This is a genomic window from Halococcus thailandensis JCM 13552, from assembly GCF_000336715.1.
Taxonomy (GTDB): domain Archaea; phylum Halobacteriota; class Halobacteria; order Halobacteriales; family Halococcaceae; genus Halococcus; species Halococcus thailandensis.
Map to the genome: position 1 here is coordinate 215,684 of NZ_AOMF01000171.1, position 24,866 is coordinate 240,549.

The window sequence follows — 24,866 nt, forward strand, 5'->3', positions numbered from 1 at the left end:
GATGGTGGCATTCGACTACGCGCCGGCGATCGCGCTCCTGCCGTTCGCCTCGTTCGTCATCGCGCTCTTCGCGGGCAAGTACATGCCCAAACGCGGCGCGCTCGCGGGCATCCTCGCCACCGGCGGTTCGCTCGTGCTCTCGATCTGGATGGCGCTCACGGTGGCCGGCGGCGAGACCTACAACGAGGAGCTCTACACGTTCGTCTCGCCGGAAGCGTTCGATCTCCATCTCGGCATCCTCGTCGACCCGCTCGCGGCGCTCATGCTCGTCATCGTCTCACTCGTAGCCTTCCTCGTCCACATCTTCAGCCTCGGATACATGAACGACGAGGGCGAGACCGGTCTGCCGCGCTACTACGCCGGGCTCGGTTTGTTCACGGCGAGCATGCTCGGCTTCGTCCTCGCCGACAACCTGTTCATGGCGTTCATGTTCTTCGAGATGGTCGGCCTCTGCTCGTGGCTGCTCATCGGCTTCTGGTTCCGCGACGACGCGCCGCCGAGCGCCGCGAAGAAGGCGTTCCTGGTGACGCGCTTCGGGGACTACTTCTTCCTCGTCGGCGTCGTCGGGGTCTTCGTCACCTTCTCGACGGCGACGTACGCCGGCTCGGAGAGCTTCGTCACGCTCGCCGAGGAGGCGCTCGCGGGCAACGCGGGCGCGGTCAACACCTTCGGCTTCGATCCGCAGACCTGGTTCGCGATCCTCGGGCTGCTCGTGCTCGGCGGCGTCGTCGGCAAGTCCGCCCAGTTCCCGCTGCACACGTGGCTGCCCGACGCGATGGAGGGCCCCACTCCGGTCTCGGCGCTCATCCACGCCGCGACGATGGTCGCCGCCGGTGTCTATCTCGTCGCGCGGATGTACGGCTTCTACGCGCTCCTCCCGACCGTGCTCGCGATCATCGCGTTCATCGGCGGGTTCACCGCGCTGTTCGCCGCGACGATGGCGGTCGTCAAACGCGAGATCAAGCAGGTGCTCGCCTACTCGACGATCAGCCAGTACGGCTACATGATGCTCGGGCTCGGCGTCGGCGGCTACGTCGCCGCGACCTTCCACCTGATGACCCACGCCTTCTTCAAGGCGCTGCTGTTCCTCGGTGCGGGATCGGTCATCATCGCGATGCACCACAACGAGGACATGTGGGACATGGGCGGGCTGAAGGATCGGATGCCCGTCACCTACTACACCTTCCTCGCCGGCTCGCTCGCGCTCGCGGGCATCTTCCCGTTCGCCGGCTTCTGGTCGAAGGACGAGGTTCTCTACGAGGCGCTCGTCCACGGGCTCAACGACCCGCTCCTGCTCGGCGCGTACGCGATGGGGCTGCTCGCCGTGCTGTTCACCGGGTTCTACACCTTCCGGATGGTCCTTCTGACCTTCCACGGCGAGCCACGCAGTGAGACGGCCAAGAACCCACACGGCGTCGGCTGGAACGTCAAGCTTCCGCTGGTCGTGCTGGGGGCGCTCGCGGTCGTCGCCGGCTTCATCAACATGGTGCCGGTGGCCGAGCTCACGGGGGCGAACATCGAGTTCCTCCACAAGTGGCTCGAACACGGTATCACGGGCGTCACCTCCGAACACTACGGCGAACTGCTCCACGACGTCGCGGGCTATCAGGCGGCCGAACTCAATCCGCTGCTCCCCGCCGTGGTCTCGCTGGGGCTCGCACTCGCCGGTGCGGGGCTGGCGTACAGCCTCTACAGCGGTGGCTCGCCGGAGCGACACACCGATCGACTCGGCAGTATCAAAACGCTACTCATGAGCAACTACTACCAAGACGAGTATCAAGTCTGGCTGGCGGACGCGACCACGCGGGTCGCGCGTGCGGCCGATACGTTCGACCAAGGAGTCATCGACGGCGTCGTCAACGGCGTTTCGAGCGTGAGCCTGTTCTCGGGCAGTCGCATCAAGCGCGTGCAGACCGGGGTCGTCACCAACTACGCGGCGCTGCTCTCGCTCGGGCTGGTCGCGCTGCTGGTGGTCTTCGGCCTGCTCGGGGGGTGGTTCTGAATGATCATCGAACTGCTGCTCGCGTTCTGTCTCATCGGTGCAGTCGTGGTGTTCGTCCTGCCCGACGAGTACGCGCCGGTCGGCGCGCTCACCGCGAGCCTGTTCCCGCTCGTGACGAGTTTCGTCATGTGGCTCGGCTTCGACGGCTCGGGCAACGCCTTCCTCGAAGGCGGACAGCTCGCCCACGAGACGATGGTCCAGTGGATCTCGCTGGGCCCGTACACGATCAACTGGCACGTCGGCGTCGACGGCATCAGCATGCCGCTGGTCGTTCTCGCCACGGTGCTGACGACGCTCGCCATCCTCACGGCGTGGACGCCGATCGACGAGCGGCGCTCGCAGTTCTACGGGCTGATGCTGCTGCTCGAAGCGGGCCTGCTCGGCGTGTTCGTCGCGCTCGACTTCTTCGCGTGGCTCGTCTTCTGGGAGGTCGTGCTGGTTCCGATGTACATGCTCATCGGCGTCTGGGGCGGCCCGCGGCGCAAGTACGCCGCCGTGAAGTTCTTCGTCTACACGAATCTCGCCACGCTGGTGATGTTCCTCGGGTTCATGGCACTCGTGTTCGGGCTCGGCGATTCGGTGTCGACCCTCGACATGCCCGCGATCACGCAGGCGATCCGCGCCGGCGAGCTCGGTTCGCTCGCGGGCATCGCGCCGGGAACGATCAAAACTGTCGCCTTCGTCGCCATGTTCGTCGGCTTCGCGGTCAAGGTACCCGTCGTGCCGGTCCACACGTGGCTGCCCGACGCTCACGTCGAGGCTCCGACGCCCGCCTCGGTGATGCTGGCTGGGGCACTCCTGAAGATGGGCACCTACGCGCTGCTGCGGTTCAACTTCACGATGCTACCGGACATCGCGGCCGATTTCGCCCCGTTCATCGCGCTGCTGGCGGTCGTCTCGGTCATCTACGGCGCGATGTTGGCGCTCGCCCAGCAGGATCTCAAGCGGATCGTCGCCTACTCGTCGATCTCGTCGATGGGCTTCGTCATCCTCGGGCTGGTCGCCTACACCGAGTACGGTCTCGGCGGGGCGACCTTCCAGATGCTCTCGCACGGCCTGCTCTCGGGCCTGCTGTTCGCCTCCGTCGGCGTCATCTACAACACGACGCACACGCGGATGGTCGGCGACATGTCCGGGCTCGCCGATCGCATGCCCGTCACCACCGGGATGTTCGTCGCCGGATCGTTCGGTTACATGGGGCTGCCGTTCATGGCCGGCTTCATGGGTGAGTACTTCATCTTCCAGGGCTCGTTCGCCGCCGACTTCGCCGGCTCGATGGTGTTCACGGCGGTCGCGATGTTCGGCATCGTCATCGTCGCGGGCTACTTCCTCTACGCGATGCAGCGGACGCTGTTCGGCGAGTACCGCCTCGAAACCGACTACACGGTCGGGCGGGCGGCCGTCCACGACATCGTGCCGCTGGCGGTGCTGGTCGTACTCGTCATCGTGCTCGGCACCGCGCCGAACATCTTCTTCGACATGATCACCGATGCGGTCGGGCCGATGCTGGGAGGTGGGCTGTAGATGGCTCCCCTTCCCGATTGGACGGCGGCCGCACCGGCCATCCTGCTCGGGCTGACGGCGATCGCACTGCTGATCATCGACAGCATCAGCCCGCGCTCGAAGAACCGGAACCTGCTCGCGGGCACGACGCTCGTGGGGACGCTGGCGGCGCTCGCGGCGGCCGTCGGACTGCTCGTCACCGGGACGGGCACGAACGGTGGCGTCGCCATCTATGGCGGCCAGATCGTCGTCGACGGGATGAGCCTGTTCTTCACGATCATCTTCACGAGCGTCGCGGCGCTCGTCACGCTCGCGAGCTACGACTATCTCGCCGGCGAAAACGAACAGGCCGAATACTACGCACTCGTGATGCTCGCGACGACCGGGATGGCGATGATGGCCTCGGCCGGCAGTCTCGCGCTCGTCTTCGTGAGCTTCGAGCTGCTCTCGCTGCCCTCCTACGCGCTCGTCGCGTTCCTGAAGGACAATCGTGGTAGCGTCGAGGCCAGCCTGAAATATCTCCTCGTCGGCGCGCTGTCGTCGGCGATCCTGCTCTACGGTATCAGCCTCGTCTACGGCGTCACCGGCGGGCTGTCGTTCGAGACGATCGCCGCGAACATCCAGAACAGCGGTCTCACGGGCATGCTCGGCATCGGCGTGCTGATGGTGCTCGGCGGGTTCGCGTTCAAGACCGCGAGCGTGCCGTTCCACTTCTGGGCACCGGAGGCCTACGAGGGCGCGCCGGGACCGATCTCGGCGTTCCTCTCCTCGGCGTCGAAGGCTGCCGGGTTCGTCGTCGCCTTCCGTGTCTTCACCGTCGCGTTCGGACTCGACATCGTCTCCAGCGTCGACTGGGTGCTCGCCTTCCAGGTGCTCGCGATCGTCACGATGACGCTCGGTAACTTCGCCGCCGCGACCCAGGATAACGTCAAGCGGATGCTTGCCTACTCCTCGGTCGGTCAGGCGGGCTACGTGCTCATCGGACTGGCCGCCCTCGGTGGCGGGCAGGACGCGCTCGTACTGGGAATGAGCATGACCCACCTGCTGGTCTACGGGTTCATGAACACCGGCGCCTTCCTGTTCATCGCGCTCGCCGAACACTGGGACATCGGCCGCACCTTCGCCGACTACAACGGGCTCGGCTCGCAGGCACCGATCGCCTGCGCCGCGATGTCGGTGTTCATGCTGAGCCTCGCCGGTATCCCGCTCGGCGGCGGGTTCCTCTCGAAGTACTTCCTGTTCGGCGCGGCCGTCGGTGCGGGCTTCTGGTGGCTCGCGGCAATCGCGATCGTCAACAGCGTGCTCTCGCTGTACTACTATCTGCGCGTGGTGCGCGCGATGTGGTTCGAGGAGTCGAACGGCGATCGCACGATCGAGGGCTACCCGCTCGGTCTCTACACCGCCGTCATCGCTGCCGCAGTCGTCACGGTGCTGCTGATCCCGGCGTTCAACTTCGTCGCCGATCCGGCGGTCGACGCGGCTGCGGCGCTGTTCTAACTCGATTGCTACTTTCGATTCGTTCCGTTCTCACCTGCGCCAGCGGTGGCTGTGCGGTGCGGTCCTGGAGGATGAAGGGCGAATGAGCGACCAAAGGGAGCGAGTGAGGGCTTCTGCGGTTGCGGTGCTATGCGGGCGTGAGAATTATCCGCGCGAGCGTAGCGAGCGCGGTTCGCCGCGAGCGCCGCAGGCGCGAGCGGGCGTTTTTAGTCCAGGTTTTTGGTCGGGGGTTGAGCGCCGCGAGGCGGCGGAGCCGCCTCGGTCCGTGCGAGCGAGCCTACGGCCCGCGAGCAGACGNCCAGGTTTTTGGTCGGGGGTTGAGCGCCGCGAGGCGGCGGAGCCGCCTCGGTCCGTGCGAGCGAGCCTACGGCCCGCGAGCAGACGCCGCAGGCGCGCGATGCCCCCGTCTAAAAAAGTGGGTTATGTTCGGAAGGATTCACCGCAGCCGCATTCGCTGACGACGTTCGGGTTTTCGACGTGGAAGCCGGCACCCTGGAGTCCACCCTCGAAGTCGAGCTGGCTGCCGCCGATGTAGTTCATGCTCGCGGGGTCGACGAACACGCGGAGCTCGTGGTGTTCGTACACTTCGTCGTCGGGTTCGGGTTCGGTGTCGAAGCGCATCCCGTAGGAGAGACCGGCGCAGCCACCCTGTTGGACGAACAGGCGGAGGCCGGCGACGTCGGTGTCCATGTCTTCGCCGTCGAGGAGATCGAGCGCCTGCTCGGCGGCGGTCTCGGAGACCTCGATTTCGGGTGTCGCGTCGGCGGTCTCTGCCGTGCTCATGTGTATGGATTCGTCGCCAGGTGGTTAACGGTGACGGCGACGCCGGTGAGCGGCGGTCACGGTGAGTGTGGTTGTCGCGCGGATATGGTGTGGTTGCAGTACGTGTGGTGGCGGCTGCGTGGGCTACAGTACGCGCTTGCCGAGCGCGCTCGCGGCGAGTTCGGTAGCGAGCTCGGCGGTCTCGTTGTGCGAATCGAGGATCGGGTTCACTTCGACGACTTCGAGCGAGCGCAGTGCGTCGTCGTGGTCGGCGACCAGCTCCATCGCCGAGTGAGCCTCGCGGTAGGTGACGCCCCCTCTGACGGGGGTGCCCACGCCGGGTGCGTGTGAGGGGTCGAGCCAGTCCATGTCGAGGCTTACGTGGATGCCGTCGACGCCGTCGGTGGCGACCGCGAGCGCCTCCTCGGTGACGTCGACGACGCCGCGCTCGTCGATATCGGACATCGTGTAGGCGGTCACGTCGCTATCGCGGATACGCTCGCGTTCGGGCTCGTCGACGCTGCGCAGACCGACGAGCGCGACGTTCTCCTCGGAGAGGTTTGGGGCGTTTGCCCACGGTGTGTCGGCGAACTCGCCGAGGCCGAGTGCGGCTGCCAGCGGCATGCCGTGGACGTTGCCCGAGGGGGTGGTCGCGGGCGTGTTGATGTCGCTGTGGGCGTCGAACCAGACCGCGCCGATCTCCGCGTCGCGAGCGGCCCCAGCGAGCGTGCCGATCGCGATCGAATGGTCGCCGCCGAGGACGAGTGGGAGCGCGCCGTCGGCGAGTGTATCGTCGACCTCGTCGGCGAGTCGCGTACAGATCCCCTCAACCTCGGGGAGATATTTGGCGTTCGTTGCCGCCCGCTCGGGGTCGCGCTCCTCGGCGTGTGGCACCGTGAGGTCGCCTCTGTCGATCGTCGAGCGGTCGATGTCGTCGAGCGTTGCCGACAGCCCCGCGTAGCGGATCGCCGACGGGCCCATGTCGACGCCGCGCCGGTCGGCACCGAGGTCCATCGGAACGCCGATCGTCCGGATCGTCATGGCCACACTGCGAGGGGCCGATATAAAAGTCGCTGTATCGATTACTGGTACTGTGCGCAGACACGCCGGAGTCCTTCCTCGAAGTCGATCGCGGGTTCCCAGCCGGTCGCCTCCGTCATCTTCGTGGTGTCGGCCATCGTGTCGTGGACGTAGGCGTGTTCGGGGATCGGGTTCTCGACGTACTCCGGCTCGATCTCTGAGTCGAGTTCGTCGGTGAGGCGATCGACGAGCGTGTTGATCGTGTGGCTCTCGCCCGTGCCGAGATTGTAGATCCCGGTGAGTCGCTCCTCGGCGGCGCGTTCGAGCCCGCGAACGATGTCGTCGACGTGGGTGAAATCGCGCGTCTGTGTGCCGTCGCCGTAGATCACAGGTGAATCGCCGTTTGCGATGTCGTCGGCGAACTGCGCGATGAGGTTGGCGAACTCGCCTTTGTGCTCTTCGGCCCCACCGTAGCCCTGATAGACCGAGAAGAAGCGCAGGCCGGCCATATCCATGTCGTAGTAGTGGGCGAAGTATTCGCCGTAGCGCTCGCGGGCGAGCTTCGAGGCCTCGTAGCCGGTGCGGGCTTTCACGGCCATGTCCTCGGGCGATGGTTCGGTACGATCGCCGTAGATCGAGGAGGTCGAGGCGTAGACGACCCGTTCGCAGCCGTCGCTGCGCGCCTGCTCGACGGTGTTGACGAACCCCTCGACGTTGACCCGAGCGCCCTTCTGTGGGTCGTCCTCGTGCATCGGGCCCGACGAGAGCGCCGCGAGGTGGAAGACGACGTCGACGTCGGTCGGGAGATCGTCGTCGAGCACGCTCGCTTCGACGTACTCCACATCTGAGTCGAGGTTTTCGGGCGTGCCGAGATAGCCGTCGTCGAGGGCGACGACGTCGTTGTCCGCCGCGAGGTGGTTCGCGAGGTTCGAGCCGATGAAGCCCGCCCCGCCGGTGACGAGTACGCGATGTCCATCCATGCGTCAACTGCGTGTGCGGGAGGTCAAGTTTGTATCGGAAGGCGAATGCGTTCGCCGCGGTGAATTCGATCGCCTCGTCCGGGCTGGGAAGCGGCAGCCGTCGGGTTTAAGGTGCGCTGTGACGAATAACACGATATGTCATCTATCGAACTCACCGATAGTCAGAAGAAGATCCTGCAGGAACTCGTCGACCTCTATCGCGAGAGCGAGAGTGCGGTCAAGGGCGAGGCCATCGCCGACATGGTCGACCGGAACCCGGGCACCATCCGCAACCAGATGCAGAGTCTGAAAGCGCTCCAGCTCGTCGAGGGCGTTCCGGGGCCGAAGGGTGGCTACAAGCCCACGGCCAACGCCTACAGCGCGCTCGACATCCAGGAGATGGACGAGCCCGAATCCGTCCCGCTCAGCCACAACGGCGATATGGTCGAGAGCGCCAACGTACAGGAGATCGAGCTCCACAGTGTCCACCACCCCGAGAAATGCCGCGCGGAGATCCACATCCAGGGCTCCGTCCGGGATTTCCACGAGGGTGATACCGTCACCGTCGGCCCGACACCGAAATCGAGCCTCGCCATCACGGGTCAGGTCGATGGCGTGGTCGACACCGACAACACGATCATCCTCGACACGAAGACGATGGAAGCGCCCGCCGAGGACTGAACCGGTCCGAAAACGATCTCTGCTGACGATTCCGATCAGATCCGCGGACCGAACTGATCGCTCCTCCGTCCGAGACGTGACGACGCTGTTCTCTCCACGATATCGGGACAACGATTAACCGCTGTTCGCACGACGGGATCCCATGCAGAGCCCGCTCGCCACTCTCGTCGATCGTCTTTCCACGGAGCGTCGCACTGACGAACCGATCGACGCCGCCGAATCGACGATGGTCGACGTGGCCCGCGAAATCCGGACGATGCCACACACCATCGACTGCCGCGACGGGCGGGCGCTCGGTTACGCCGACTGTGGCGACCCGGCCGGCGATCCGGTGGTCGTCTGTCACGGTTTTCCGAACTCGCGGGTGTTCGGCGCGCTGTTCGATCGGATCGGCCGCGAGCGTGGGCTGCGGATCGTCACGCCCGACCGCCCCGGCCTCGGGATTTCGGATCCGCTACCCGAGCGGACGGTCGCCGACTGGCCCGCCGACGTGGCCGATCTCGCCGACGCCCTTGGGCTCGATTCGTTTCCGGTGCTCGGGGTCTCCGGCGGTGCTCCTTACGCGGCTGCCTGCGCCGCGACACTCCCGCACGTCGATCGCGCGGCCATCGCCTGCGGGCTCGCGCCGCTCGAATCGGTCGGTTTCGGCGATCGTCTCCCCTTCCTGCTGGCCGAACACGCCCGACCGCTGGCGACGCTCTCGATCTGGGCCGACGGCCGAGCAGTCCGACGCGATCCCGAGGAGTATCTCGCCGCACAGGCAGACGAGACCGCCGACGTGGACAGCGAGCGCTGGCGCGGCGAGATGGGACGGGTGCTGCTCGAAAGCGGCCGTGAAGCGACGGCGCAGCACGGCACCGGCCCGCTCGTGACCGACCTCGCCGTGCCTGCCCGCAACTGGGGGTTCGATCTCGGGGATATCGACGTGCCGACCTCGCTCTGGTACGGTAAAGCCGATCGGATCGTTCCGCTATCGATGGGGATCCACTACACCGAAGCGATCCCGACCGCCGAGACGCACATCTATCCAGAACAGGGCCATCTCTCGACCATCGACGAAAACGAAGAGCGGATCTTCGATATGCTCGCTGGCGATTAGTGTTCGACCAGTTCGACGAGCACGCCGCCGGTCGCCTTGGGATGGAGGAAAGCGACGTCGTGGCCCCACGCGCCCGGTCGTGGCTCCTCGTCGATGAGTTCGACGCCTCGGTCGTCCATCCGGTCGAGCGCACCCTCGATGTCGTCGGTCGCGAGCGCGAGGTGGTGGATTCCCGGCCCGTTCCGGTCGAGATAGCGCGCGATGGTGCCCTCTTCGCTGGGTTCGAGCAGCTCGAAGTAGCTCTCGCCACAGTCGAGAAAGCGAACGGCCATCCCGTCGAAGCGCTCCTCGTGGACGACTGGCGTGTCGAAGAGATCGACGTACAGTTCGGCGAGCTCGTCGGCGTCGTCGGTGGCGATGCCGGCGTGATCGAAGTTCACAGCGCGGCCCCGCCCTGGTGCTCGCCGAAGACGTCGCGCATCGCGTCGGCGATCTCGCCGGTGGTGGCCTCGGCTTTCACCGCGTCGATGATGTACGGCATCAGGTTGTCGTCGCCTTCGGCCGCATCGTGGAGCGCCGCGAGCGCGTCTTCGACCGGTCCGTCGTCGCGTTCGTCCTTGACGTCCTGCAGGCGCTCGCGCTGGCGCTGCTGGTCTTCTTCTGTGACTTCCTCGATATCGACTTCCGGCTCCTCGTCGACCTCGTACTCGTTGACGCCGACGATGACGCGCTCGCCCTCGTCGATCTCGCGCTGGCGCTCGAAGGCGACATCCTGGACCTCGCGCTGGACCCACTGATCCTCGATCGCCTGGAGCATCCCGCCCCGATCGTCGACCGCATCGAGGATGTCGAACGCCTCCTGCTCCAGTTCGTCGGTGAGGTTCTCGACGTAGTAGCTCCCCGCGAGCGGGTCGATCGTGTCGGCTGCGCCCGACTCGTGAGCGAGGATCTGCTGGGTGCGCAGCGCCGTGCGGACGCTCTCCTCGGTGGGGAGGGCGAGCGCCTCGTCCTTCCCGTTGGTGTGGAGGCTCTGAGTCCCGCCGAGAACGCCGGCGAGCGCCTGATAGGCGACCCTGACGATGTTGTTGTCGATCTGCTGGGCGGTCAGCGTCGAGCCAGCAGTTTGTGTATGGAACTTGAGCTTCTTCGAGTCCGGATCGTCGGCGTCGAAGCGCTCGTCCATGATCTTCGCCCACATCCGGCGGGCGGCCCGGAACTTGGCGACCTCCTCGAAGATGTTGTTGTACGAGGCGAAGAAAAAGGAGAGCTGCGGGGCGAACTCGTCGACCGCGAGGCCGGCATCGAGCGCGCGCTCGACGTACTCGATGCCGTCGCCGAGCGTGAAGGCGATCTCCTGGGCTGCCGACGCGCCGGCTTCGCGGATGTGATAGCCCGAGATCGAGATCGTGTTGAAGTTCGGCACCTCAGCCGCACAGAACTCGAAGATGTCGGTGATGATCCGCATCGAGGGTTCCGGGGGGTAGATGTAGGTGTTGCGCGCGACGTACTCCTTCAGCACGTCGTTCTGGATGGTTCCTCTGAGATTTTCGCGATCGACGCCCTGGCGGTCGCCGACGGCGATGTACATCGCCAGCAGGATCGACGCCGGCGCGTTGATCGTCATGCTCGTCGAGACGTCGTCGAGCGAGATGCCGTCGAAGACCGTCTCCATGTCGTGGATCGAGTCGATCGCGACGCCCGACTTCCCGACCTCGCCGGCGGCCATCCCGTCGTCGGAGTCGTAGCCCATCTGTGTCGGGAGATCGAACGCCATCGAGAGCCCAGTCTGGCCCTCGTCGATGAGGTAGCGGTAGCGCTCGTTGGTCTCCTCGGCGGTGCCCATGCCGGCGTACTGGCGCATCGTCCAGAGTCGGCCGCGATACATCGTCGGATAGACACCGCGGGTGTACGGCTCCTCGCCCGGGAAGCCGAAATCGTCGTCGTAGCCGCGCTCGCCGACGTCGTTGGGCGTGTAGAGACGATCGACTTCGTGGCCGTCGGTGTCTGTCGTAAAGGTCTCCTTGCGCTCGCCGAAGCGATCGAGCGTCGGCCCGAGCGTGTCGTCTTCCCACTCCTCCTTCGCCGAGCGGATGTCGGCGAGATCGTCAGCATCGAACATGACTTCGCTGCGCGTCGAACGCCCTTAACCTTTGACGGCCTACCCCGTGTCGTACTTGTAGGTCGCGTTCTCGCTGTCGATGCCGAAGTCCTCGGGCGTCTCTTCGGGTTCACCGTCGCCTTCCCCCACGGGGCTGGCGTGTTTGAACCGCTCGCGCAGGGATTCGGGCATCGAGAACGCGTCGGTGGCGAGCGCGAGCGGGACGGCGTCGGGGACGCTGCCGTCGCGTTTCTCGTCGAGTCGCGTTTCGATCTTCGCGGGGAGTTCCTCGCGGTCGAGCCGGTCGAAGCCGAACCGCTCGAGATAGCGTGGCTGATCGGTGAGCGAATAGACCGTGTCGAACCCCTCGTCGCTCGCGCGGTCGACGAGACGCTCGACGACGTGTGCACCGACGCCCTGGTCGCGCCAGCCCTCAAGGACGCCGATCCCGGTGAGTTCACAGACGCGTTCGTCGGCACGATGGATGCGTATCCGACCGAATCCCACCTTCTCGTTCCCGGATTCGTCGATGGCGATGACGTAATCGCGCGAGCGGAAGGCGGCGGCGTCGAGCCCCATCGCCTCGATATGGTCCAGAAGCCAGACCTCCTCGCGGTTTCTCGCGTTCCGGACGTACATACGATCGGTAGCCGGGGCGGCTATAAAAAGGGTCGCTTAGGAGGGGAATCGGATGGTGTACGGGATCTCCGATTTCGGGAAACAGGGCGCAAAGATTCTTGTGGAATCCGCAGAAATAGCCACACCACGATGACAGCCGCTCCCGGCACCGACGAGATCGTCCACGAACCGTCCGAGGAGTTCGTCGAATCGACGAACGTCCGGGCGTTCATGCAGGAGTACGACATCGACGACTACGACGAGTTGATCGCGCGGACCTGCAACGAGGTCGACGGCGTCGAGCAGTCGGGCATCGACTGGTTCTGGGACGAGCTCGTCGACTACCTCGACATCGAATTCGACGAGGAGTACGACCGCGTCCGCGACGATTCCGACGGACCACAGTTCTCGGAGTGGTATCCCGGCGGGACGATCAACGTCGCCCACAACACGCTCGACCGGTACGCCGAGGGCGATACGCGCGAGAAGACGGCCTGTCTCTGGGAGGGCGAACCGGGCGAGGTCCGCGAGATCAGTTTCGGGGAGCTACACGCACAGGCGAACCGCGTGGCGAACGCGCTGGAGGAGCGCGGCATCGAGACCGGCGACACCGTCGGACTGTACATGCCGATGGTACCCGAGGTGATCGCGATCCTGTACGGCTGTTTCAAGGTCGGCGCGATCGCCGTCCCGATCTTCTCGGGCTTCGGCGTCGACGCGACCGCCACACGGATCGCGGACGCCGAACCCACGGTGTTGTTCACCGGCGACGGGTTCTATCGTCGCGGTAGCGAGGTCCATCTGAAGGAGGCGGCCGACGACGCCATCGACGCGGCGGGCCACGTCGAGCACACCGTCGTCTTCGATCGACTCGGACGCACGCCGGACGGCAGCGGGGAAGCGCCCTGGGACGACGCGCGCGACGAGACGTGGGACGAAGCGGTCGCGAACCAGTCCCCCGAGTACGATACCAAGGAACTCGACGCGTCACAGGAGTCGATACTGCTCTACTCCTCCGGGACGACCGGGACGCCGAAGGGGATCGTCCACACGCACGCGGGCATCCTCGTCCAGTGCGCGAAGGAGGTTCACTTCGGCTTCGACCAGCAGAACGACGATCGGTTCTTCTGGGTGTCGGACATCGGCTGGATGATGGGGCCGTGGACGCTCATCGGCAACCACGCCTTCGGCGGGACGGTCGTGATGTACGAGGGTGCGCCCGACCATCCCGAGCCGGATCGGTTCTGGCGGATGATCGACGACCACGACGTCACGCAGTTCGGCATCTCGCCGACGGCCATCCGCGCGCTGCGCAAGCAGGGCGACGACTGGATCGACGGGCACGATCTCTCCAGCCTCAGACTGCTCGGCTCGACCGGCGAGCCCTGGGATCCCGAGTCCTGGAACTGGTTCTACGAGAACGTCGGCAACGGCGAGACGCCGATCATCAACATCTCCGGCGGCACCGAGATCTGTGGCTGCTTCCTGATGCCGATGCCGATACAGCCGCTCAAACCCTGCACGCTCGGCGGACCCGGACTCGGCATGGACATCGACATCGTGAACGAATCGGGCGAGAGCGTCGCCGACGAGAACGAACGCGGCTATCTCGTCGCGCGCGATTCGTGTCCCTCGATGACGAAATCGCTCTGGAGCGGCGACGACCGCTATCTCGACGAATACTGGTCGACCTTCGAGGATCCACCGCTCTGGAACCACGGCGACTGGGCCCAGAAGGACGAGGATGACCTCTGGTTCCTCCACGGCCGCGCCGACGACGCGCTCAACGTCGCCGGCCGGAAGGTCGGCCCCGCCGAAGTCGAGGCCGCCGTCATCGAACACGACGACGCGAACCAGGCCGCCGCGGTCGGCGTTCCCGACGACACGACCGGGACCGCGGTGGTCGCCTACGTCGTTCTCGAAGATCATGCGGAGCCGTCTGACGGACTACGCGAGGAGCTTCGCGAGCAGGTCGGTGCGGAGCTCGGCAAGCCGTTCAAACCCCGCGAGGTGCTGTTCGTCGACGAGTTCCCGAAGACGCAGTCGGGCAAGATCATCCGCCGAGCCATCGCCTCGGTCTACCGCGGCGAGGAGCTCGGCGACATGGATTCGATCGAGAATCCCGACGCGCTCGACGCCGTCGAGCAGGCCCAGTAGCAGCCCATTGCGATCCGCCGTGGCGCGGAAAGCCTGATACCACCGCCCGCGCAATCGCACTCATGAGCACACGCGCATGGCAGGATCGCATCGTCGGCGATCGGATGACCGTCGATCAGGAGTTCAGCGATACGGTCGAGAGTTCGCAGTTCAGCCGCCAGCAGTGGGGACTCATCATGACGGCCGTCGAGTTCGATATCGAAAACCCGAGCGACGAATCGGCCGCACTCGTCGCCGACACGGAGAAACTCCCGCACGTGATGGACGAGCTCGACGACATCGACGCGCGGACCCCGATGGCCGCGAGCGACGATTCGGGCGGCGGCATTCTCGACTCGCTCGGCGGACTGTTCGGCGGCGGTGACGACGATCACGACGAACAGCTCGCGGCGGCCGAGCGTCTCGCCGATCGCTACGCCGAGCAGTTACAGACTCATCTCGAAGAACAGGGCAAATGGGACGAGATCCGCGCTGCCGCGCGCGACTAGGGACTGCCGCCGCGAAAGAGCGTCCGTTCCTCGGTCTCGTAGATGTTGATCAGTTCGGAGACGATCTCGTCGTAGGATTCCTCGTCGACGCGGAGTCTGTCGAGGCGATCGATCGTCTCCTCGTCGAGTGCTATCTCGGGCATTGATTCGTCGTGCGAGCGCGAACGGCTTAACCCCGGCGGTCAGAGCCGTGCTAGCAGTGCACTCTCGACTTCCTCGGTGGTCGCCTCGCCACCGAGATCCGGTGTGTGCGGACCGTCGGCGAGCAGCTCCATCACCGCCGTCCGGATCCGCTCGGCCTCGTCGGCTTTCTCCAGGAACTCACAGCACATCGCGGCGCTCAGCACCGTCGCGACCGGGTTGGCGACCCCCTCGCCGGCGATGTCCGGTGCGCTGCCGTGGACCGGTTCGAACAGCGCGCGCTCGGAGCCGACGTTCGCGCTCGGCAGCAGTCCGAGTCCGCCGACGAGCCCGGCCGCCAGATCCGAGAGCACGTCGCCCGCGAGGTTGGGACAGATCACGACGCCGTAGTCGGCCGGGTTCATCACGAGATCGGTCGCCAGCGCGTCCATCAGCTGGGTCTCGTGATCAGCCCCGTGCTCGTCGGCCACCTGTCCGGCGGTCTCGACGAACAATCCATCCGTTCGGGCCATCACGTTCGCCTTGTGCGCCACCGTCACGTCGTAGTCGTGCTCGGCGGCGTAGTCGAACCCGAACTCGGCGATCCGTCGCGAGGCGGGTTCGGTGATCACGCGGGTCAGCGTCCGTACCTCGTCGGTGAGATCGCTCTCGATGCCCGCGTAGACGCCCTCGGTGTTCTCGCGGACGAACACCAGGTCGGCGTCGGGATGGAGCGCGTCGATACCCGGATAGGCCCGCGCCGGGCGGACGTTCGCGAACGAACCGACCGCGCTCCGGAGTGGGAGGATCACGTCCGCCGCGCTCTCGCCGGCCGCACCGAACAGCGTCGCATCGCTCGTCTCGGCCGCTCGTTTCGTCTCTGCCGGCAGCGGCTCGCCAGTTTCCTCCCGAACTCGATCGCCGGCATCGTACTCGGTGAACGCGAACTCGCCGACCTCGTCGAGCACCGACACCGCGACCGGGACGACCTCCTGGCCGATCCCGTCGCCCGGGATCACGGCGATCTCCTCAGTCATCGAGATAGGGGAGTCCGGCGGCCGTCTCGGCGACCGCACCCGAATTCGATTGCATCAGCGCGGTCGTGTCCCAGACGCCGTCGACGAGCGCCCGACGCTGGGCTTCGTCGACGGTGACGGTGACCTCGTGATCGCCGTAGCGCACCGTCTCGTCGGCCACGTCGATCTCGATGTCGTCGTCGGGGTTCGACTCGGTCCATGCCTGAATTTCGGAGACGGTCTCGTGATCGGCGGTCACGGTCGGGATCCCGAGCGCGAGACAGTTGCCGGCGAAGATTTCGGCGAAGCTCTCGCCGATGAGTGCGTCGATCCCCCAGCGCATGAGCGCCTGGGGCGCGTGCTCGCGCGAGGAGCCACAGCCGAAGTTGGCGTTGACGACCATCACCGAGGCGTCGCGGAACCGCTCCTCGTTCATCGGATGGTCCTTCTCGTTGTCCTCGTCGTCGAACCGCTGGTCGAAGAAGGCGAACTCGCCGAGCCCGTCGAAGGTGATCACCTTCATGAACCGCGCCGGGATCACCTGATCGGTGTCGATGTCGTTGCCGCGAACCGGGATCCCGGACCCGGTGACGCGCTCGACGGTCTCGACGACCTCCTCGCTCATTGGACCGCCACCTCCGGCAGTTCGCGCACGTCGGTGACTTCGCCCGTGATCGCCGCCGCGGCGACCATCACCGGACTCATCAGCACGGTTCTTCCCTCTTTCGAGCCCTGTCGCCCGACGAAGTTCCGGTTCGACGAGGAGGCACAGGCCTGATCGCCCTCCAACTGATCCTCGTTCATCCCGAGACACATCGAACAGCCAGCCCCGCGCCACTCGAAGCCCGCCTCGCGGAACGTCTCGTCGAGCCCCTCCGCCTCGGCGGCCTCCTTGACGCGCTGGCTGCCCGGGACGACCATCGCGCGCACACTGGAATCGACTTCCCGCCCGTCGACGACGTCGGCCGCGGCCCGGAGATCGGGCAATCGGGCGTTCGTACACGACCCTAGGAACGCCACGTCGATGTCGTAGCCCTGCATCGTTTCGCCGGGCTCGACGCGCATGTGCTCCTGGGAGCCCCGTGCGGTCTCCTGTTTGTCCGCCGGGAGTGCGTCGGGTTCGGGGATCGCTTCCGTCACACCGATCCCCTGGCCCGGCGTCGTCCCCCATGTCACGACGGGTTCGATCTCGTCACCGTTGATCGTGACGACGTCGTCGTACTCGGCGTCCGCGTCCGACGTGATCGACTCCCAGTATTCTTTGTGCGCTTCGAACTTCTCGGGATCGTCACGGAAGGCGTCCGTCTCGCGGAGCCACTCGTAGGTGGTCTCGTCAGGATTGACGTAGCCCGCTCGCGCGCCACCCTCGATCGACATGTTGCAGATGCTCATCCGCCCCTCCATGTCGAGCGATTCGATCGCCTCGCCGGCGTACTCGTAGACGTAGCCGACGCCACCGTCGACACCGAGCTTCCGGATGATCGTGAGGATGACGTCCTTCGCACCCACGCCGGGGCCGAGATCGCCCGTTACCTCGATCTTCCGGACCTTCTTCTTCTCCATCGCGACGGTCTGGGTCGCGAGCACGTCGCGGATCTGCGAGGTGCCGATACCGAACGCGAGCGCGCCGAAGGCTCCGTGGGTCGAAGTGTGCGAATCGCCACAGACGATCGTCGTCCCGGGTTCGGTCAGCCCCTGCTCCGGGCCGATGACGTGGACGATCCCCTGATCGCCAGTGGTAGGGTCGTCGAACTCGATCCCGGAGTCGCGGACGTTTTGCTCCAGTTCGCTCATCATCTCTTCGGCGGCGTCGTCGTCGAACGGCCGTGACTGGTCCGCCGTCGGGACGATGTGGTCGACCGTCGCGTGGGTCAGGTCGGGATAGGCGACCTCCATGTCGCGCTCGCCGAGCATGCCGAAGGCCTGCGGACTCGTCACCTCGTGGATGAGGTGGAGTCCCACGAACAGCTGTGTCTGGCCCGTGGGCAGCTCGGTGACGGTGTGTTCGTCCCAGACCTTGTCGTAGAGCGTGCGCTCGCTCATCGGGCGTCGTCGCGGCCTTCGGTGCCCCGCTCGAACACCCGATTGGGCTCGGCCTGGGTGGGCGGTTCGTGGTCGATGTCCTTCATCCGCTCCCCGTCGACCGGCTCGTCGGCATCGGCGTTCGCGTCCGCGACTTCCTCGCGCTCACTCCGTTCGCGCTCGCTTCCGGAAGACGTTCCGTCTTCCGTCGTTCGAGAACCGTTGGTTCTCTCACCGCCGTCGGCCGCGACGGCCGGCCCACGCTGGTAGACCACGGCGTCGCCGAACGGCCGTCCGGTGTCGGGATGGGTGTGATCGACCGTGCTCATCGTCGTCTCTCGTTCGTGTCGTGTCTCAGTCATCTGCTTGCACTCGTTCGGTTTCGTTTCGTTCCTCGTTCGATTCGGACTCCTCGGCCCACGCGAACAGATCGCGCAGGCGCTCGCCGACCTCCTCGATCTCGTGATCCTTCTCGGCCTGTCGCAGCTGGCGGTAGGCGGGCCGGTTGGCCTGGTTCTCCGCGATCCACTCGCGGGCGAACGCCCCGCTCTGCACGTCGTCGAGGACCTGTTCCATGTTCTCACGAGCGTGCTCGTCGACCACGACGTCGCCCTTGGTGAGGCCGCCGAACTCGGCCGTATCGGAGACCGAATCCCACATGCCGCCGAGCCCACCCTCGTACATCAGATCGACGATCAGTTTCATCTCGTTGAGACACTCGAAGTAGGCCATCTCCGGGCTGTAGCCGGCATCGACGAGCGTCTCGTAGGCCTGCTTGATCAGGCTCGTCACGCCACCGCAGAGCACCGCCTGCTCGCCGAACAGATCCGTTTCGGTTTCCTCGCGGAAACTGGTCTCGACGACGCCCGCACGGGTACAGCCGATCCCCTGCGCGTACGCGAGCGCTTCGTCGGCTGCCTCGCCCGTCGCGTCCTGGTAGACCGCGAGCAGTCCTGGAGTTCCCTCGCCGCGCTCGTAGTCCCGGCGAACGATGTGTCCCGGGCCCTTCGGCGCGACCATCGTCACGTCCACGTCGTCGGCCGGCTCGATCTGCCCGAAGTGGATGTTGAACCCGTGGGCGAACTGGAGGGTGTCGCCCGCGTCGAGTTCGTCCGCGATGTCATCGTACACTGCGGGCTGGGCGGTATCGGGAACGAGCATCGAGACGACGTCCGCCCGGGCGGCGGCCTCGGCGGGCGTCGCGACATCGAGACCGTCCTCACGGACGGCGTCGCGCGAGCTCGAATCCTCTCGGAGGCCAACGACCACGTCGACCCCGCTGTCGGCGAGGTTCTGCGCGTGGGCGTGGCCCTGCGAGCCGTAGCCCATGACGGCTACAGTTTTACCTTCGAGTGCGGTGCTGTCTGCGTCGTCGTCGTAGTAGATCGTCGCGTGTTCTGTCATTGTCGTACCTGCGTTCGTTCGTACCGCTCCTCTTCTGCGTGTGTCGTCCACTCCTCGCCGCGCGCGAGCGCCGTTTGCCCAGTTCTAGCGAGTTCGCGGATACCGAACTGCCGGAAGGCGTCGATCGCGTCGTCGACTTTCTGCTCGTCGCCGGTGATCTGCACCGTGATGGTGCGCGGCCCGGCGTCGAGCGTCTCACCGCCGTACATGTCGGTGATGGCGTTGACCTTGTCCGGCTCCTCGCCGTGGACCTTCAACACCACCAGCTCACGGCGGACGGCGTCGTCGCCGAGCTCGCGCACCGAGATGACGTTGACGAGCTTTTCGAGCTGCTTTTCGACCTGACGGATGCCCGGTTCGGGCTCCTCGATCACCAGTGTCACGCGTGAGGTCTCGGGGTTGGTCGTCGTGCCGACAGTCAAGGATTCGATGTTGAACTGCCGGCGCGAGACGAGCCCCGAGATCTTCGCCAGCACGCCCGGCTCGTTCTGGACGAGCGCCGATAGCGCTGTGCGCCGCGGGTCGTGGACGGCCTCCATCTCGGGATCGATCCGGATGCCCTGCGCGTTGCGCCGCCCCGATGGCTGGGGGCGCTCATCGGGGGCCGGGCCCTGGAGTCCCTCCGTCATAGCTGCTCCTCCGCCAGCACGAACCGACCGTTCGATCCGCCGCTGGGGACCATCGGATAGACGTCCTCGGTCGGGTCGATGAACGTGTCGACCACCGACGGGCCGTCGTAGGCCAGCGCGTCATCGACGACGTCGGCGACCTCGTCGTGGCCTTCCATCCGGAACCCGCGCGCGCCGAACGCCTCGGCGAGCGCGGCGAAGTCGGGCACCCAGGGGTACTCCGAAGCCATCCGTCGGCCCCCGTGGAAGCTGTCCTGCCACTGACGCACCATGCCGACGGCCTCGTTGTTGAGGATGAACACGGTGATGTCGAGATTCTCGCGAACGGCGACCGCCAGCTCCTGCAGCGTCATCAGGAACGACCCGTCGCCGTCGAAACAGACCACCGACTGGTCGTCGTCGGCCGCGAACCGCGCGCCGATGGCCGACGGTAATCCATATCCCATCGTGCCCAGCCCGTGGGACGACACCCACGTCCGCGGCTCGGTGTACGTCCAGTACTGGACCGCCCACATCTGGTGCTGGCCGACGCCCGTGGTGACGATGGTGTCGTCGTCGGTCGCCGCGTCCACGGTTTCGACGACGAACTGCGGCTTCAGCGGATCGTCCTCGTCCATCGGGTAATCCATCGGGTAGTCGGTCTGCCACTGCTGGCACTGCTCGACCCACTCCTGGAACCGCTCGCCGGTGGCCGCCATGTCCGCCGCGCGCTCGTCGGCCATCGCCTCGTGCACCTGCTCGATGACGACGCTCGCCTCACCCAGGAGCGGGTAGTCGGCTGCGATGTTCTTCGAGATCTCCGCCGCGTCGATGTCGGCGTGGATGATCTCGGCCTCCGGGGCGAACGTCTCGACGCCACCCGTCAGGCGATCGTCGAAGCGGGTGCCGACCGCGAACATGGCGTCACAGTGGGTGATGGCCATGTTCGCGTAGCCCGTGCCGTGCATCCCCGCCATCTCCATCGCGAGCTCGTGGTCCTCGGGGAACGCGCCCACCGCGGGCATCGTCGTCACCACCGGGATTCCGTACTCGGTGGCGAACTCCCTGAGCTCGGCACAGGCCTCGCCCTTGATCACGCCGCCGCCCGCGAGGATCACGGGTTTCTCGGCGCGCGCGAGCACGCCGGCGGCCGTTGCGACCGCCTCGCTATCGGCCCGCTCGGGTGGATCGTACGTCTCGGGCGCTGTTCCCGCAGCCGGCTCGTTGTCGGTCGGCCCGGTCGTGACGTCCTTCGGGAGATCGACCAGCGTGGGGCCTTGCCGGCCGGCATCCGCGAGCGCGAACGCCTCGCCGACCGTGTCGCCGACCGAGTCGGCGTCGCCGGCGAAGTAGTTCTCCTTCGTCACCGGGTTCGTAACACCGGTGGTGTCGGTCTCCTGAAAGGCGTCGGTCCCGACCATTGTGGAGGGAACCTGGCCGGTGAGCGCCACCACCGGATCGGAGTCCATCGAGGCATCCGCGAGCCCGGTCACGAGGTTCGTCGCGCCCGGTCCGGAGGTCGCCAGACAGACGCCCGGCTCGCCCGAGACGATGCCGAAGGCGTCGGCCGCGTGGGCCGCGCCCTGTTCGTGGGCCATCGTCACGTGGTCGAGCGGCGAGTCGTACAGCGCGTCGTAGACCGGCATGATGGCCCCACCCTGGACGCCGAACAGCGTCTCGACGCCCGTCCGTTCGAGCGCCCGCGCCACCGACTCCGCGCCGCTGGTCACGGGGCGCTCGCCGGCCTCGGTTGACTCGGCCATCCCCGGCTCGGCGTCCTCGGACTCGCCCGTCTGCGGAGTCTGCTGGCCCTCGCTCATCGGTCGCCTCCGTCGTTCGTCGTCGATGCCGCTCGGCTGTCGCGTGTGGTCGGTGCTGGTTCTCGTGTGGTCATCGGTGTGTCGTCGGCTGTCGCGCGTGCTGTTCGCCGTGCGAAACGCGTCGGGGTCGAAGGAAGTGGCTCTGTAGGGGCTAGACCCCTACAATAATGAGACCGCGCGCGCCGAATGCGCCGCTCGGGATCCGCGTCCCTCGGGCGGTGGTCGGTCGCGTCATCGTTGTCGTCCCCACCAGGGGATCGGTTATAACCTTTGCGTGCCGTGCAAACGTTGCCCCGAACGCGCGGTTCGGGCGCTACCTGTGGCTGGTGGGTTGAGGCGTGCGACGGGGTCATGCTCAGGCGTTGACCTCCGTCTTGCCGACGCGCTCGATGCCGACCTCGCGGGCGAACCGTTCGAGCACGCTCATCGTCACGCGCTCTTTCTCCGCGCCGAACTCCTTCACCCGCCGGGTACACTCGCGTACCTCGTCGTCGGTCGGATCGAAGCCGGCCTCGTGCAGCCGCTCGCGCACCGAGTGCGTCCCGGTGTGTTTGCCCAGGACGAGCTCGCGCTGTGCGCCGACCATCTCGGGAGTCATCACGCCCGGCTCGAACGTGTCGGTGTTCTCGATCACGCCGGCCGCGTGGATGCCCGACTCGTGGCTGAAGGCGTTCTGCCCGACCACCGGTTTGTTGCCGGGGGTCTCGATCTCGCTCGCGCGCTCGACGAGTCGGGAGAGTTCGGTGATGCGGGTCGTGTCGATCCCCGACTCCACGCCGTAGAGCGATTCGGCGCTCATCACGACCTCCTCGTAGGCGGCGTTGCCGGCGCGCTCGCCGATGCCGTTGACGCTCACCTGGGCCTGTGCCGCACCATTCTCGAAGCCAGCGAGCGCGTTCGCACTCGCCAGTCCGAAGTCGTCGTGGGTGTGGACGTCGACCTTCGCGTCGGCGACCTCACAGACCCGGGCGACGAGCTCGCCGAACCGGGAGGGTGTCGCCACCCCGCAGGTGTCGGGGATGTTGATCCAGTCGGCCCCCGCCGCGGAGGTCGCCTCGACGACATCGACGAGATACTCCTCGTCGGTCCGCGTCGCGTCCATCGGCGAGAACATCACCTCGACGCCTGCTTCTTTGGCCCGCTCGACGGCGTTCACCGATCGTTCCTTCATCTCCGCGCGACTGGCGTGCATCGCGTCCTCGAGCTGGACGTCGCTCGTCGAGGCGAACACGTGGACCATCTCGACGCCCGAATCGAGCGCCGCTTCCACGTCCTTCTCGACGACACGTGCCAGCCCGCAGGTCGTCACACTGGTGCTCTCGGCGATGTCGCTGACGGCCTCGAACTCCGCGTCGGAGTTCACCGGGAAGCCCGCCTCGATCACGTGCGTGCCCATCTCGTCCAGCACGGCCGCGATCTCTCGCTTGTCGTCGTAGCTGAACGAGGTGCGTGGCGACTGCTCACCGTCGCGCAGAGTCGTGTCGAAAACTCGAACTGTATCTACTTCAGTCGTATCTCCCAGGGTGCCCTGGAAGAACTCGATCCGCCGGGGTCACCGACGAATCCTCCGTGTCCATGTCGTTGTGGGACATTGTACTCGGTCGGATGACCATCCTACGGATAAACCTATCGCTCCGGAATTTCCGTTCCGGCGGATTTGCCTGTCGAAATCGACAAATCGACAGCCATCGACGGCCTTACCCCCTCGATAGTTCCTTATATCATACAACCACCGGCGGTGCAGCAGCTGGTGCGATCGGCCCACGATCGCATTCGATCGGACGGTAAATTGGCCGATCGCTGCTCGCGCGCACCGATCGATGCAGACGGCTCACGTCCGAAGGTTTTTGCGCCGCTGTGGCGGACGGTAGCGGTATGTTTCCGCATGGCGGTCGACTGTCGCGAACCGATGGAGGGTCCGCGTGAGCGCGCTCGACACGCTCGAACGGATCGGTAACGTCGCGAGCACCTACTTCGTGGTGTGGGTGCTGCTGTTTTCGGGCGCGGCGCTCGTCTCGCCAGGGACGTTCACCTGGATCTCGCCGTACATCACGCCGTTGCTCGGCGTCATCATGCTCGGGATGGGACTGACGCTGCGGCCCGACGACTTCCGACGTATCGTCGAGCGCCCGCGCGACGTGGCCATCGGTGCGCTCACCCAGTGGATCGTGATGCCGCTCGCCGCGTGGGCGATCACGGTCGCGCTCTCGCTGCCGCCCGCGCTCGCGATCGGCGTGGTGCTCCTGGGTGCCGCACCGGGCGGCACGGCCTCGAACGTGATGACCTATCTCGGCAAGGGTGACGTCGCGCTCTCGGTCGCGATCACGACCGTGACGACGCTCGCCGCCCCGATCGTGATGCCGACGTGGGTCGTCGCGCTCGCCGGCGAACAGCTCCAGGTGACGTTCGCCGAGATGTTCACCTCCATCGTTCAGGTCGTTCTCATCCCGGTGATCGCGGGCTTCGTGCTCAGACTGGCCCTCGATCGCTCTGCACCACGTCTCGCCGCGGCCGGGCTCAACGTCTTTCCGGCGATCAGTGTCGTCGCCATCGTCGCCATCGTCGCGGCGGTCGTGGGTGCGAACGTCGAGAACATCCTGACCGCGGGTGCGGTGGTGTTGGTCGCGGTCGTCGCTCACAACGCCATCGGGCTCGCCGCGGGCTACGGCGTCGGCCGTGCGAGCGGGATGTCGCCCGATCGGGTGCGGGCGTGTACCTTCGAGGTCGCCCTCCAGAACAGCGGACTCGCGGTCGCGCTCGCGACGGCCTACTTCAGCCCGCTCGCGGCGCTCCCGCCCGCACTGTTCAGCGTCTGGCACAACGTCACCGGCCCGGCGCTCGCGACGTACTTCTCGCGGCAGTCGTCCGGCTCGGTCGATGCGGAGGTCGCGAGCACGAGCGACGACTGACGAGCTCCGGCGGCCCGCCATCATCGCAATGGGACGCAGTGGTGGCGATCGTGGTCGATGAAAAGGTTGATTCCTCGATTGTGGTGATCGAAGGCCATGGCGGAGCAGAACAACACGTGGGTCGCGTTGCTGGTCGGCGGATT

Annotated in this window: 23 protein-coding genes; 8 read left to right on the forward strand and 15 right to left on the reverse strand. The window is 66.2% G+C overall.

Annotation, left to right across the window (positions count from 1 at the left end; translation table 11 throughout):
- The first annotated feature begins 1 nt into the window (after nucleotide 1).
- Genes nuoL through C451_RS17470 form a run of 3 tightly spaced genes read left to right on the forward strand, consistent with a single transcriptional unit; the run spans nucleotide 2 to nucleotide 5,002 of the window.
- Nucleotides 2-2,002, forward strand: a complete 2,001-nt coding sequence (gene nuoL / locus C451_RS17460; RefSeq protein ID WP_007742612.1) for an NADH-quinone oxidoreductase subunit L — start codon at nucleotides 2-4, stop codon at nucleotides 2,000-2,002.
- Complete coding sequence (locus tag C451_RS17465) at nucleotides 2,003-3,526, forward strand: complex I subunit 4 family protein (RefSeq protein ID WP_007742614.1); 1,524 nt, start codon at nucleotides 2,003-2,005, stop codon at nucleotides 3,524-3,526.
- The gene (locus C451_RS17470) at nucleotides 3,527-5,002 is read left to right on the forward strand and encodes an NADH-quinone oxidoreductase subunit N (RefSeq protein ID WP_007742616.1); all 1,476 of its coding nucleotides are present in this window, start codon (nucleotides 3,527-3,529) and stop codon (nucleotides 5,000-5,002) included.
- Nucleotides 5,003-5,422: 420 nt separating this feature from the next.
- Here the strand turns inward: C451_RS17470 and C451_RS17475 are convergent, their stop codons facing one another.
- The 3 genes from C451_RS17475 to C451_RS17485 all read right to left on the reverse strand — a co-directional run bounded on the left by C451_RS17475 (nucleotide 5,423) and on the right by C451_RS17485 (nucleotide 7,764).
- A complete protein-coding gene (locus tag C451_RS17475; RefSeq protein WP_007742618.1) occupies nucleotides 5,423-5,785 on the reverse strand; it encodes a HesB/IscA family protein in 363 nt (120 codons plus the stop codon).
- Nucleotides 5,786-5,908: 123 nt separating this feature from the next.
- Nucleotides 5,909-6,805 (reverse strand): arginase, encoded by an 897-nt coding sequence (gene rocF / locus C451_RS17480; protein WP_007742619.1) that lies wholly within the window; start codon nucleotides 6,803-6,805, stop codon nucleotides 5,909-5,911.
- A 41-nt stretch (nucleotides 6,806-6,846) separates the two neighbouring features.
- The gene (locus C451_RS17485) at nucleotides 6,847-7,764 is read right to left on the reverse strand and encodes an NAD-dependent epimerase/dehydratase family protein (protein ID WP_007742620.1); all 918 of its coding nucleotides are present in this window, start codon (nucleotides 7,762-7,764) and stop codon (nucleotides 6,847-6,849) included.
- Between the two features lie 135 nt (nucleotides 7,765-7,899).
- On the opposite strand from C451_RS17485, the gene C451_RS17490 reads away from it, so the two are divergent.
- Nucleotides 7,900-8,424 (forward strand): Rrf2 family transcriptional regulator, encoded by a 525-nt coding sequence (locus C451_RS17490; RefSeq protein ID WP_007742621.1) that lies wholly within the window; start codon nucleotides 7,900-7,902, stop codon nucleotides 8,422-8,424.
- 142 nt (nucleotides 8,425-8,566) lie between these two features.
- Nucleotides 8,567-9,523 carry an alpha/beta fold hydrolase gene (locus C451_RS17495; protein ID WP_007742622.1) on the forward strand — a complete coding sequence of 319 codons (957 nt, stop codon included), beginning with the start codon at nucleotides 8,567-8,569 and terminating at the stop codon, nucleotides 9,521-9,523.
- Here C451_RS17495 and mce read toward each other — a convergent pair.
- From mce to C451_RS17510, 3 genes are read right to left on the reverse strand one after another with little or no spacing between them, the layout of a single operon-like run.
- Nucleotides 9,520-9,903 carry a methylmalonyl-CoA epimerase gene (mce, locus tag C451_RS17500; RefSeq protein ID WP_007742624.1) on the reverse strand — a complete coding sequence of 128 codons (384 nt, stop codon included), beginning with the start codon at nucleotides 9,901-9,903 and terminating at the stop codon, nucleotides 9,520-9,522. The two genes, C451_RS17495 and mce, sit on opposite strands and share 4 nt — an antisense overlap.
- On the reverse strand, nucleotides 9,900-11,582 hold the full coding sequence (locus C451_RS17505; RefSeq protein WP_007742626.1) for an acyl-CoA mutase large subunit family protein: 1,683 nt from the start codon (nucleotides 11,580-11,582) through the stop codon (nucleotides 9,900-9,902). Before C451_RS17505 ends, mce begins: the two co-directional genes overlap by 4 nt.
- 39 nt (nucleotides 11,583-11,621) lie before the next feature.
- A complete protein-coding gene (locus C451_RS17510; RefSeq protein ID WP_007742627.1) occupies nucleotides 11,622-12,200 on the reverse strand; it encodes a GNAT family N-acetyltransferase in 579 nt (192 codons plus the stop codon).
- 129 nt (nucleotides 12,201-12,329) lie between these two features.
- Here C451_RS17510 and C451_RS17515 point away from each other — a divergent pair, with 129 nt between their 5' ends.
- Both C451_RS17515 and C451_RS17520 read left to right on the forward strand, forming a co-directional pair.
- Nucleotides 12,330-14,336 carry an AMP-binding protein gene (locus C451_RS17515; protein WP_007742632.1) on the forward strand — a complete coding sequence of 669 codons (2,007 nt, stop codon included), beginning with the start codon at nucleotides 12,330-12,332 and terminating at the stop codon, nucleotides 14,334-14,336.
- A gap of 62 nt (nucleotides 14,337-14,398) precedes the next feature.
- Nucleotides 14,399-14,824 (forward strand): DUF5799 family protein, encoded by a 426-nt coding sequence (locus tag C451_RS17520; RefSeq protein ID WP_007742636.1) that lies wholly within the window; start codon nucleotides 14,399-14,401, stop codon nucleotides 14,822-14,824.
- Here the strand turns inward: C451_RS17520 and C451_RS23010 are convergent.
- The 9 genes from C451_RS23010 to C451_RS17560 form a co-directional block, all read right to left on the reverse strand.
- Nucleotides 14,821-14,967 (reverse strand): DUF7557 family protein, encoded by a 147-nt coding sequence (locus C451_RS23010; RefSeq protein ID WP_007742638.1) that lies wholly within the window; start codon nucleotides 14,965-14,967, stop codon nucleotides 14,821-14,823. The genes C451_RS17520 and C451_RS23010 overlap by 4 nt on opposite strands.
- A 39-nt stretch (nucleotides 14,968-15,006) precedes the next feature.
- Nucleotides 15,007-15,981, reverse strand: coding sequence for an isocitrate/isopropylmalate dehydrogenase family protein (locus C451_RS17525; RefSeq protein ID WP_007742640.1), 975 nt, complete (start codon nucleotides 15,979-15,981; stop codon nucleotides 15,007-15,009).
- Entirely contained in the window at nucleotides 15,974-16,585 is a 612-nt protein-coding gene (gene leuD, locus C451_RS17530) for a 3-isopropylmalate dehydratase small subunit (protein WP_007742645.1), read from the reverse strand. Before leuD ends, C451_RS17525 begins: the two co-directional genes overlap by 8 nt.
- Entirely contained in the window at nucleotides 16,582-18,003 is a 1,422-nt protein-coding gene (gene leuC, locus C451_RS17535; RefSeq protein WP_007742647.1) for a 3-isopropylmalate dehydratase large subunit, read from the reverse strand. The genes leuD and leuC overlap by 4 nt, the downstream gene beginning before the upstream one ends.
- Nucleotides 18,000-18,344: a hypothetical protein gene (locus C451_RS17540; protein ID WP_007742649.1), complete on the reverse strand. Its 345-nt coding sequence runs from the start codon at nucleotides 18,342-18,344 to the stop codon at nucleotides 18,000-18,002. Before C451_RS17540 ends, leuC begins: the two co-directional genes overlap by 4 nt.
- Nucleotides 18,337-19,386 (reverse strand): ketol-acid reductoisomerase, encoded by a 1,050-nt coding sequence (gene ilvC / locus C451_RS17545; RefSeq protein ID WP_007742650.1) that lies wholly within the window; start codon nucleotides 19,384-19,386, stop codon nucleotides 18,337-18,339. The genes C451_RS17540 and ilvC overlap by 8 nt, the downstream gene beginning before the upstream one ends.
- The gene (gene ilvN / locus C451_RS17550; RefSeq protein WP_007742651.1) at nucleotides 19,383-20,015 is read right to left on the reverse strand and encodes an acetolactate synthase small subunit; all 633 of its coding nucleotides are present in this window, start codon (nucleotides 20,013-20,015) and stop codon (nucleotides 19,383-19,385) included. The genes ilvC and ilvN overlap by 4 nt, the downstream gene beginning before the upstream one ends.
- The gene (ilvB, locus tag C451_RS17555) at nucleotides 20,012-21,814 is read right to left on the reverse strand and encodes a biosynthetic-type acetolactate synthase large subunit (RefSeq protein ID WP_007742652.1); all 1,803 of its coding nucleotides are present in this window, start codon (nucleotides 21,812-21,814) and stop codon (nucleotides 20,012-20,014) included. The genes ilvN and ilvB overlap by 4 nt, the downstream gene beginning before the upstream one ends.
- 355 nt (nucleotides 21,815-22,169) lie before the next feature.
- Nucleotides 22,170-23,357 (reverse strand): LeuA family protein, encoded by a 1,188-nt coding sequence (locus C451_RS17560; RefSeq protein ID WP_080503560.1) that lies wholly within the window; start codon nucleotides 23,355-23,357, stop codon nucleotides 22,170-22,172.
- A 379-nt stretch (nucleotides 23,358-23,736) separates the two neighbouring features.
- On the opposite strand from C451_RS17560, the gene C451_RS17565 reads away from it, so the two are divergent.
- Nucleotides 23,737-24,723: a bile acid:sodium symporter family protein gene (locus C451_RS17565; protein ID WP_007742654.1), complete on the forward strand. Its 987-nt coding sequence runs from the start codon at nucleotides 23,737-23,739 to the stop codon at nucleotides 24,721-24,723.
- Nucleotides 24,724-24,866 lie beyond the last annotated feature (143 nt).

Excerpts from the sequence above, each read along its gene's own strand:
- nuoL (WP_007742612.1), top strand. The coding sequence starts at position 2 with ATGGTGGCATTCGACTACGCGCCGGCGATCGCGCTCCTGCCGTTCGCC.
- C451_RS17465 (WP_007742614.1), top strand. The coding sequence starts at position 2,003 with ATGATCATCGAACTGCTGCTCGCGTTCTGTCTCATCGGTGCAGTCGTG.
- C451_RS17470 (WP_007742616.1), top strand. The coding sequence starts at position 3,527 with ATGGCTCCCCTTCCCGATTGGACGGCGGCCGCACCGGCCATCCTGCTC.
- C451_RS17475 (WP_007742618.1), bottom strand. The coding sequence starts at position 5,785 with ATGAGCACGGCAGAGACCGCCGACGCGACACCCGAAATCGAGGTCTCC.
- rocF (WP_007742619.1), bottom strand. The coding sequence starts at position 6,805 with ATGACGATCCGGACGATCGGCGTTCCGATGGACCTCGGTGCCGACCGG.
- C451_RS17485 (WP_007742620.1), bottom strand. The coding sequence starts at position 7,764 with ATGGATGGACATCGCGTACTCGTCACCGGCGGGGCGGGCTTCATCGGC.
- C451_RS17490 (WP_007742621.1), top strand. The coding sequence starts at position 7,900 with ATGTCATCTATCGAACTCACCGATAGTCAGAAGAAGATCCTGCAGGAA.
- C451_RS17495 (WP_007742622.1), top strand. The coding sequence starts at position 8,567 with ATGCAGAGCCCGCTCGCCACTCTCGTCGATCGTCTTTCCACGGAGCGT.
- C451_RS17505 (WP_007742626.1), bottom strand. The coding sequence starts at position 11,582 with ATGTTCGATGCTGACGATCTCGCCGACATCCGCTCGGCGAAGGAGGAG.
- C451_RS17510 (WP_007742627.1), bottom strand. The coding sequence starts at position 12,200 with ATGTACGTCCGGAACGCGAGAAACCGCGAGGAGGTCTGGCTTCTGGAC.
- C451_RS17515 (WP_007742632.1), top strand. The coding sequence starts at position 12,330 with ATGACAGCCGCTCCCGGCACCGACGAGATCGTCCACGAACCGTCCGAG.
- C451_RS17520 (WP_007742636.1), top strand. The coding sequence starts at position 14,399 with ATGAGCACACGCGCATGGCAGGATCGCATCGTCGGCGATCGGATGACC.
- C451_RS23010 (WP_007742638.1), bottom strand. The coding sequence starts at position 14,967 with ATGCCCGAGATAGCACTCGACGAGGAGACGATCGATCGCCTCGACAGA.
- C451_RS17525 (WP_007742640.1), bottom strand. The coding sequence starts at position 15,981 with ATGACTGAGGAGATCGCCGTGATCCCGGGCGACGGGATCGGCCAGGAG.
- leuD (WP_007742645.1), bottom strand. The coding sequence starts at position 16,585 with ATGAGCGAGGAGGTCGTCGAGACCGTCGAGCGCGTCACCGGGTCCGGG.
- leuC (WP_007742647.1), bottom strand. The coding sequence starts at position 18,003 with ATGAGCGAGCGCACGCTCTACGACAAGGTCTGGGACGAACACACCGTC.
- C451_RS17540 (WP_007742649.1), bottom strand. The coding sequence starts at position 18,344 with ATGACTGAGACACGACACGAACGAGAGACGACGATGAGCACGGTCGAT.
- ilvC (WP_007742650.1), bottom strand. The coding sequence starts at position 19,386 with ATGACAGAACACGCGACGATCTACTACGACGACGACGCAGACAGCACC.
- ilvN (WP_007742651.1), bottom strand. The coding sequence starts at position 20,015 with ATGACGGAGGGACTCCAGGGCCCGGCCCCCGATGAGCGCCCCCAGCCA.
- ilvB (WP_007742652.1), bottom strand. The coding sequence starts at position 21,814 with ATGAGCGAGGGCCAGCAGACTCCGCAGACGGGCGAGTCCGAGGACGCC.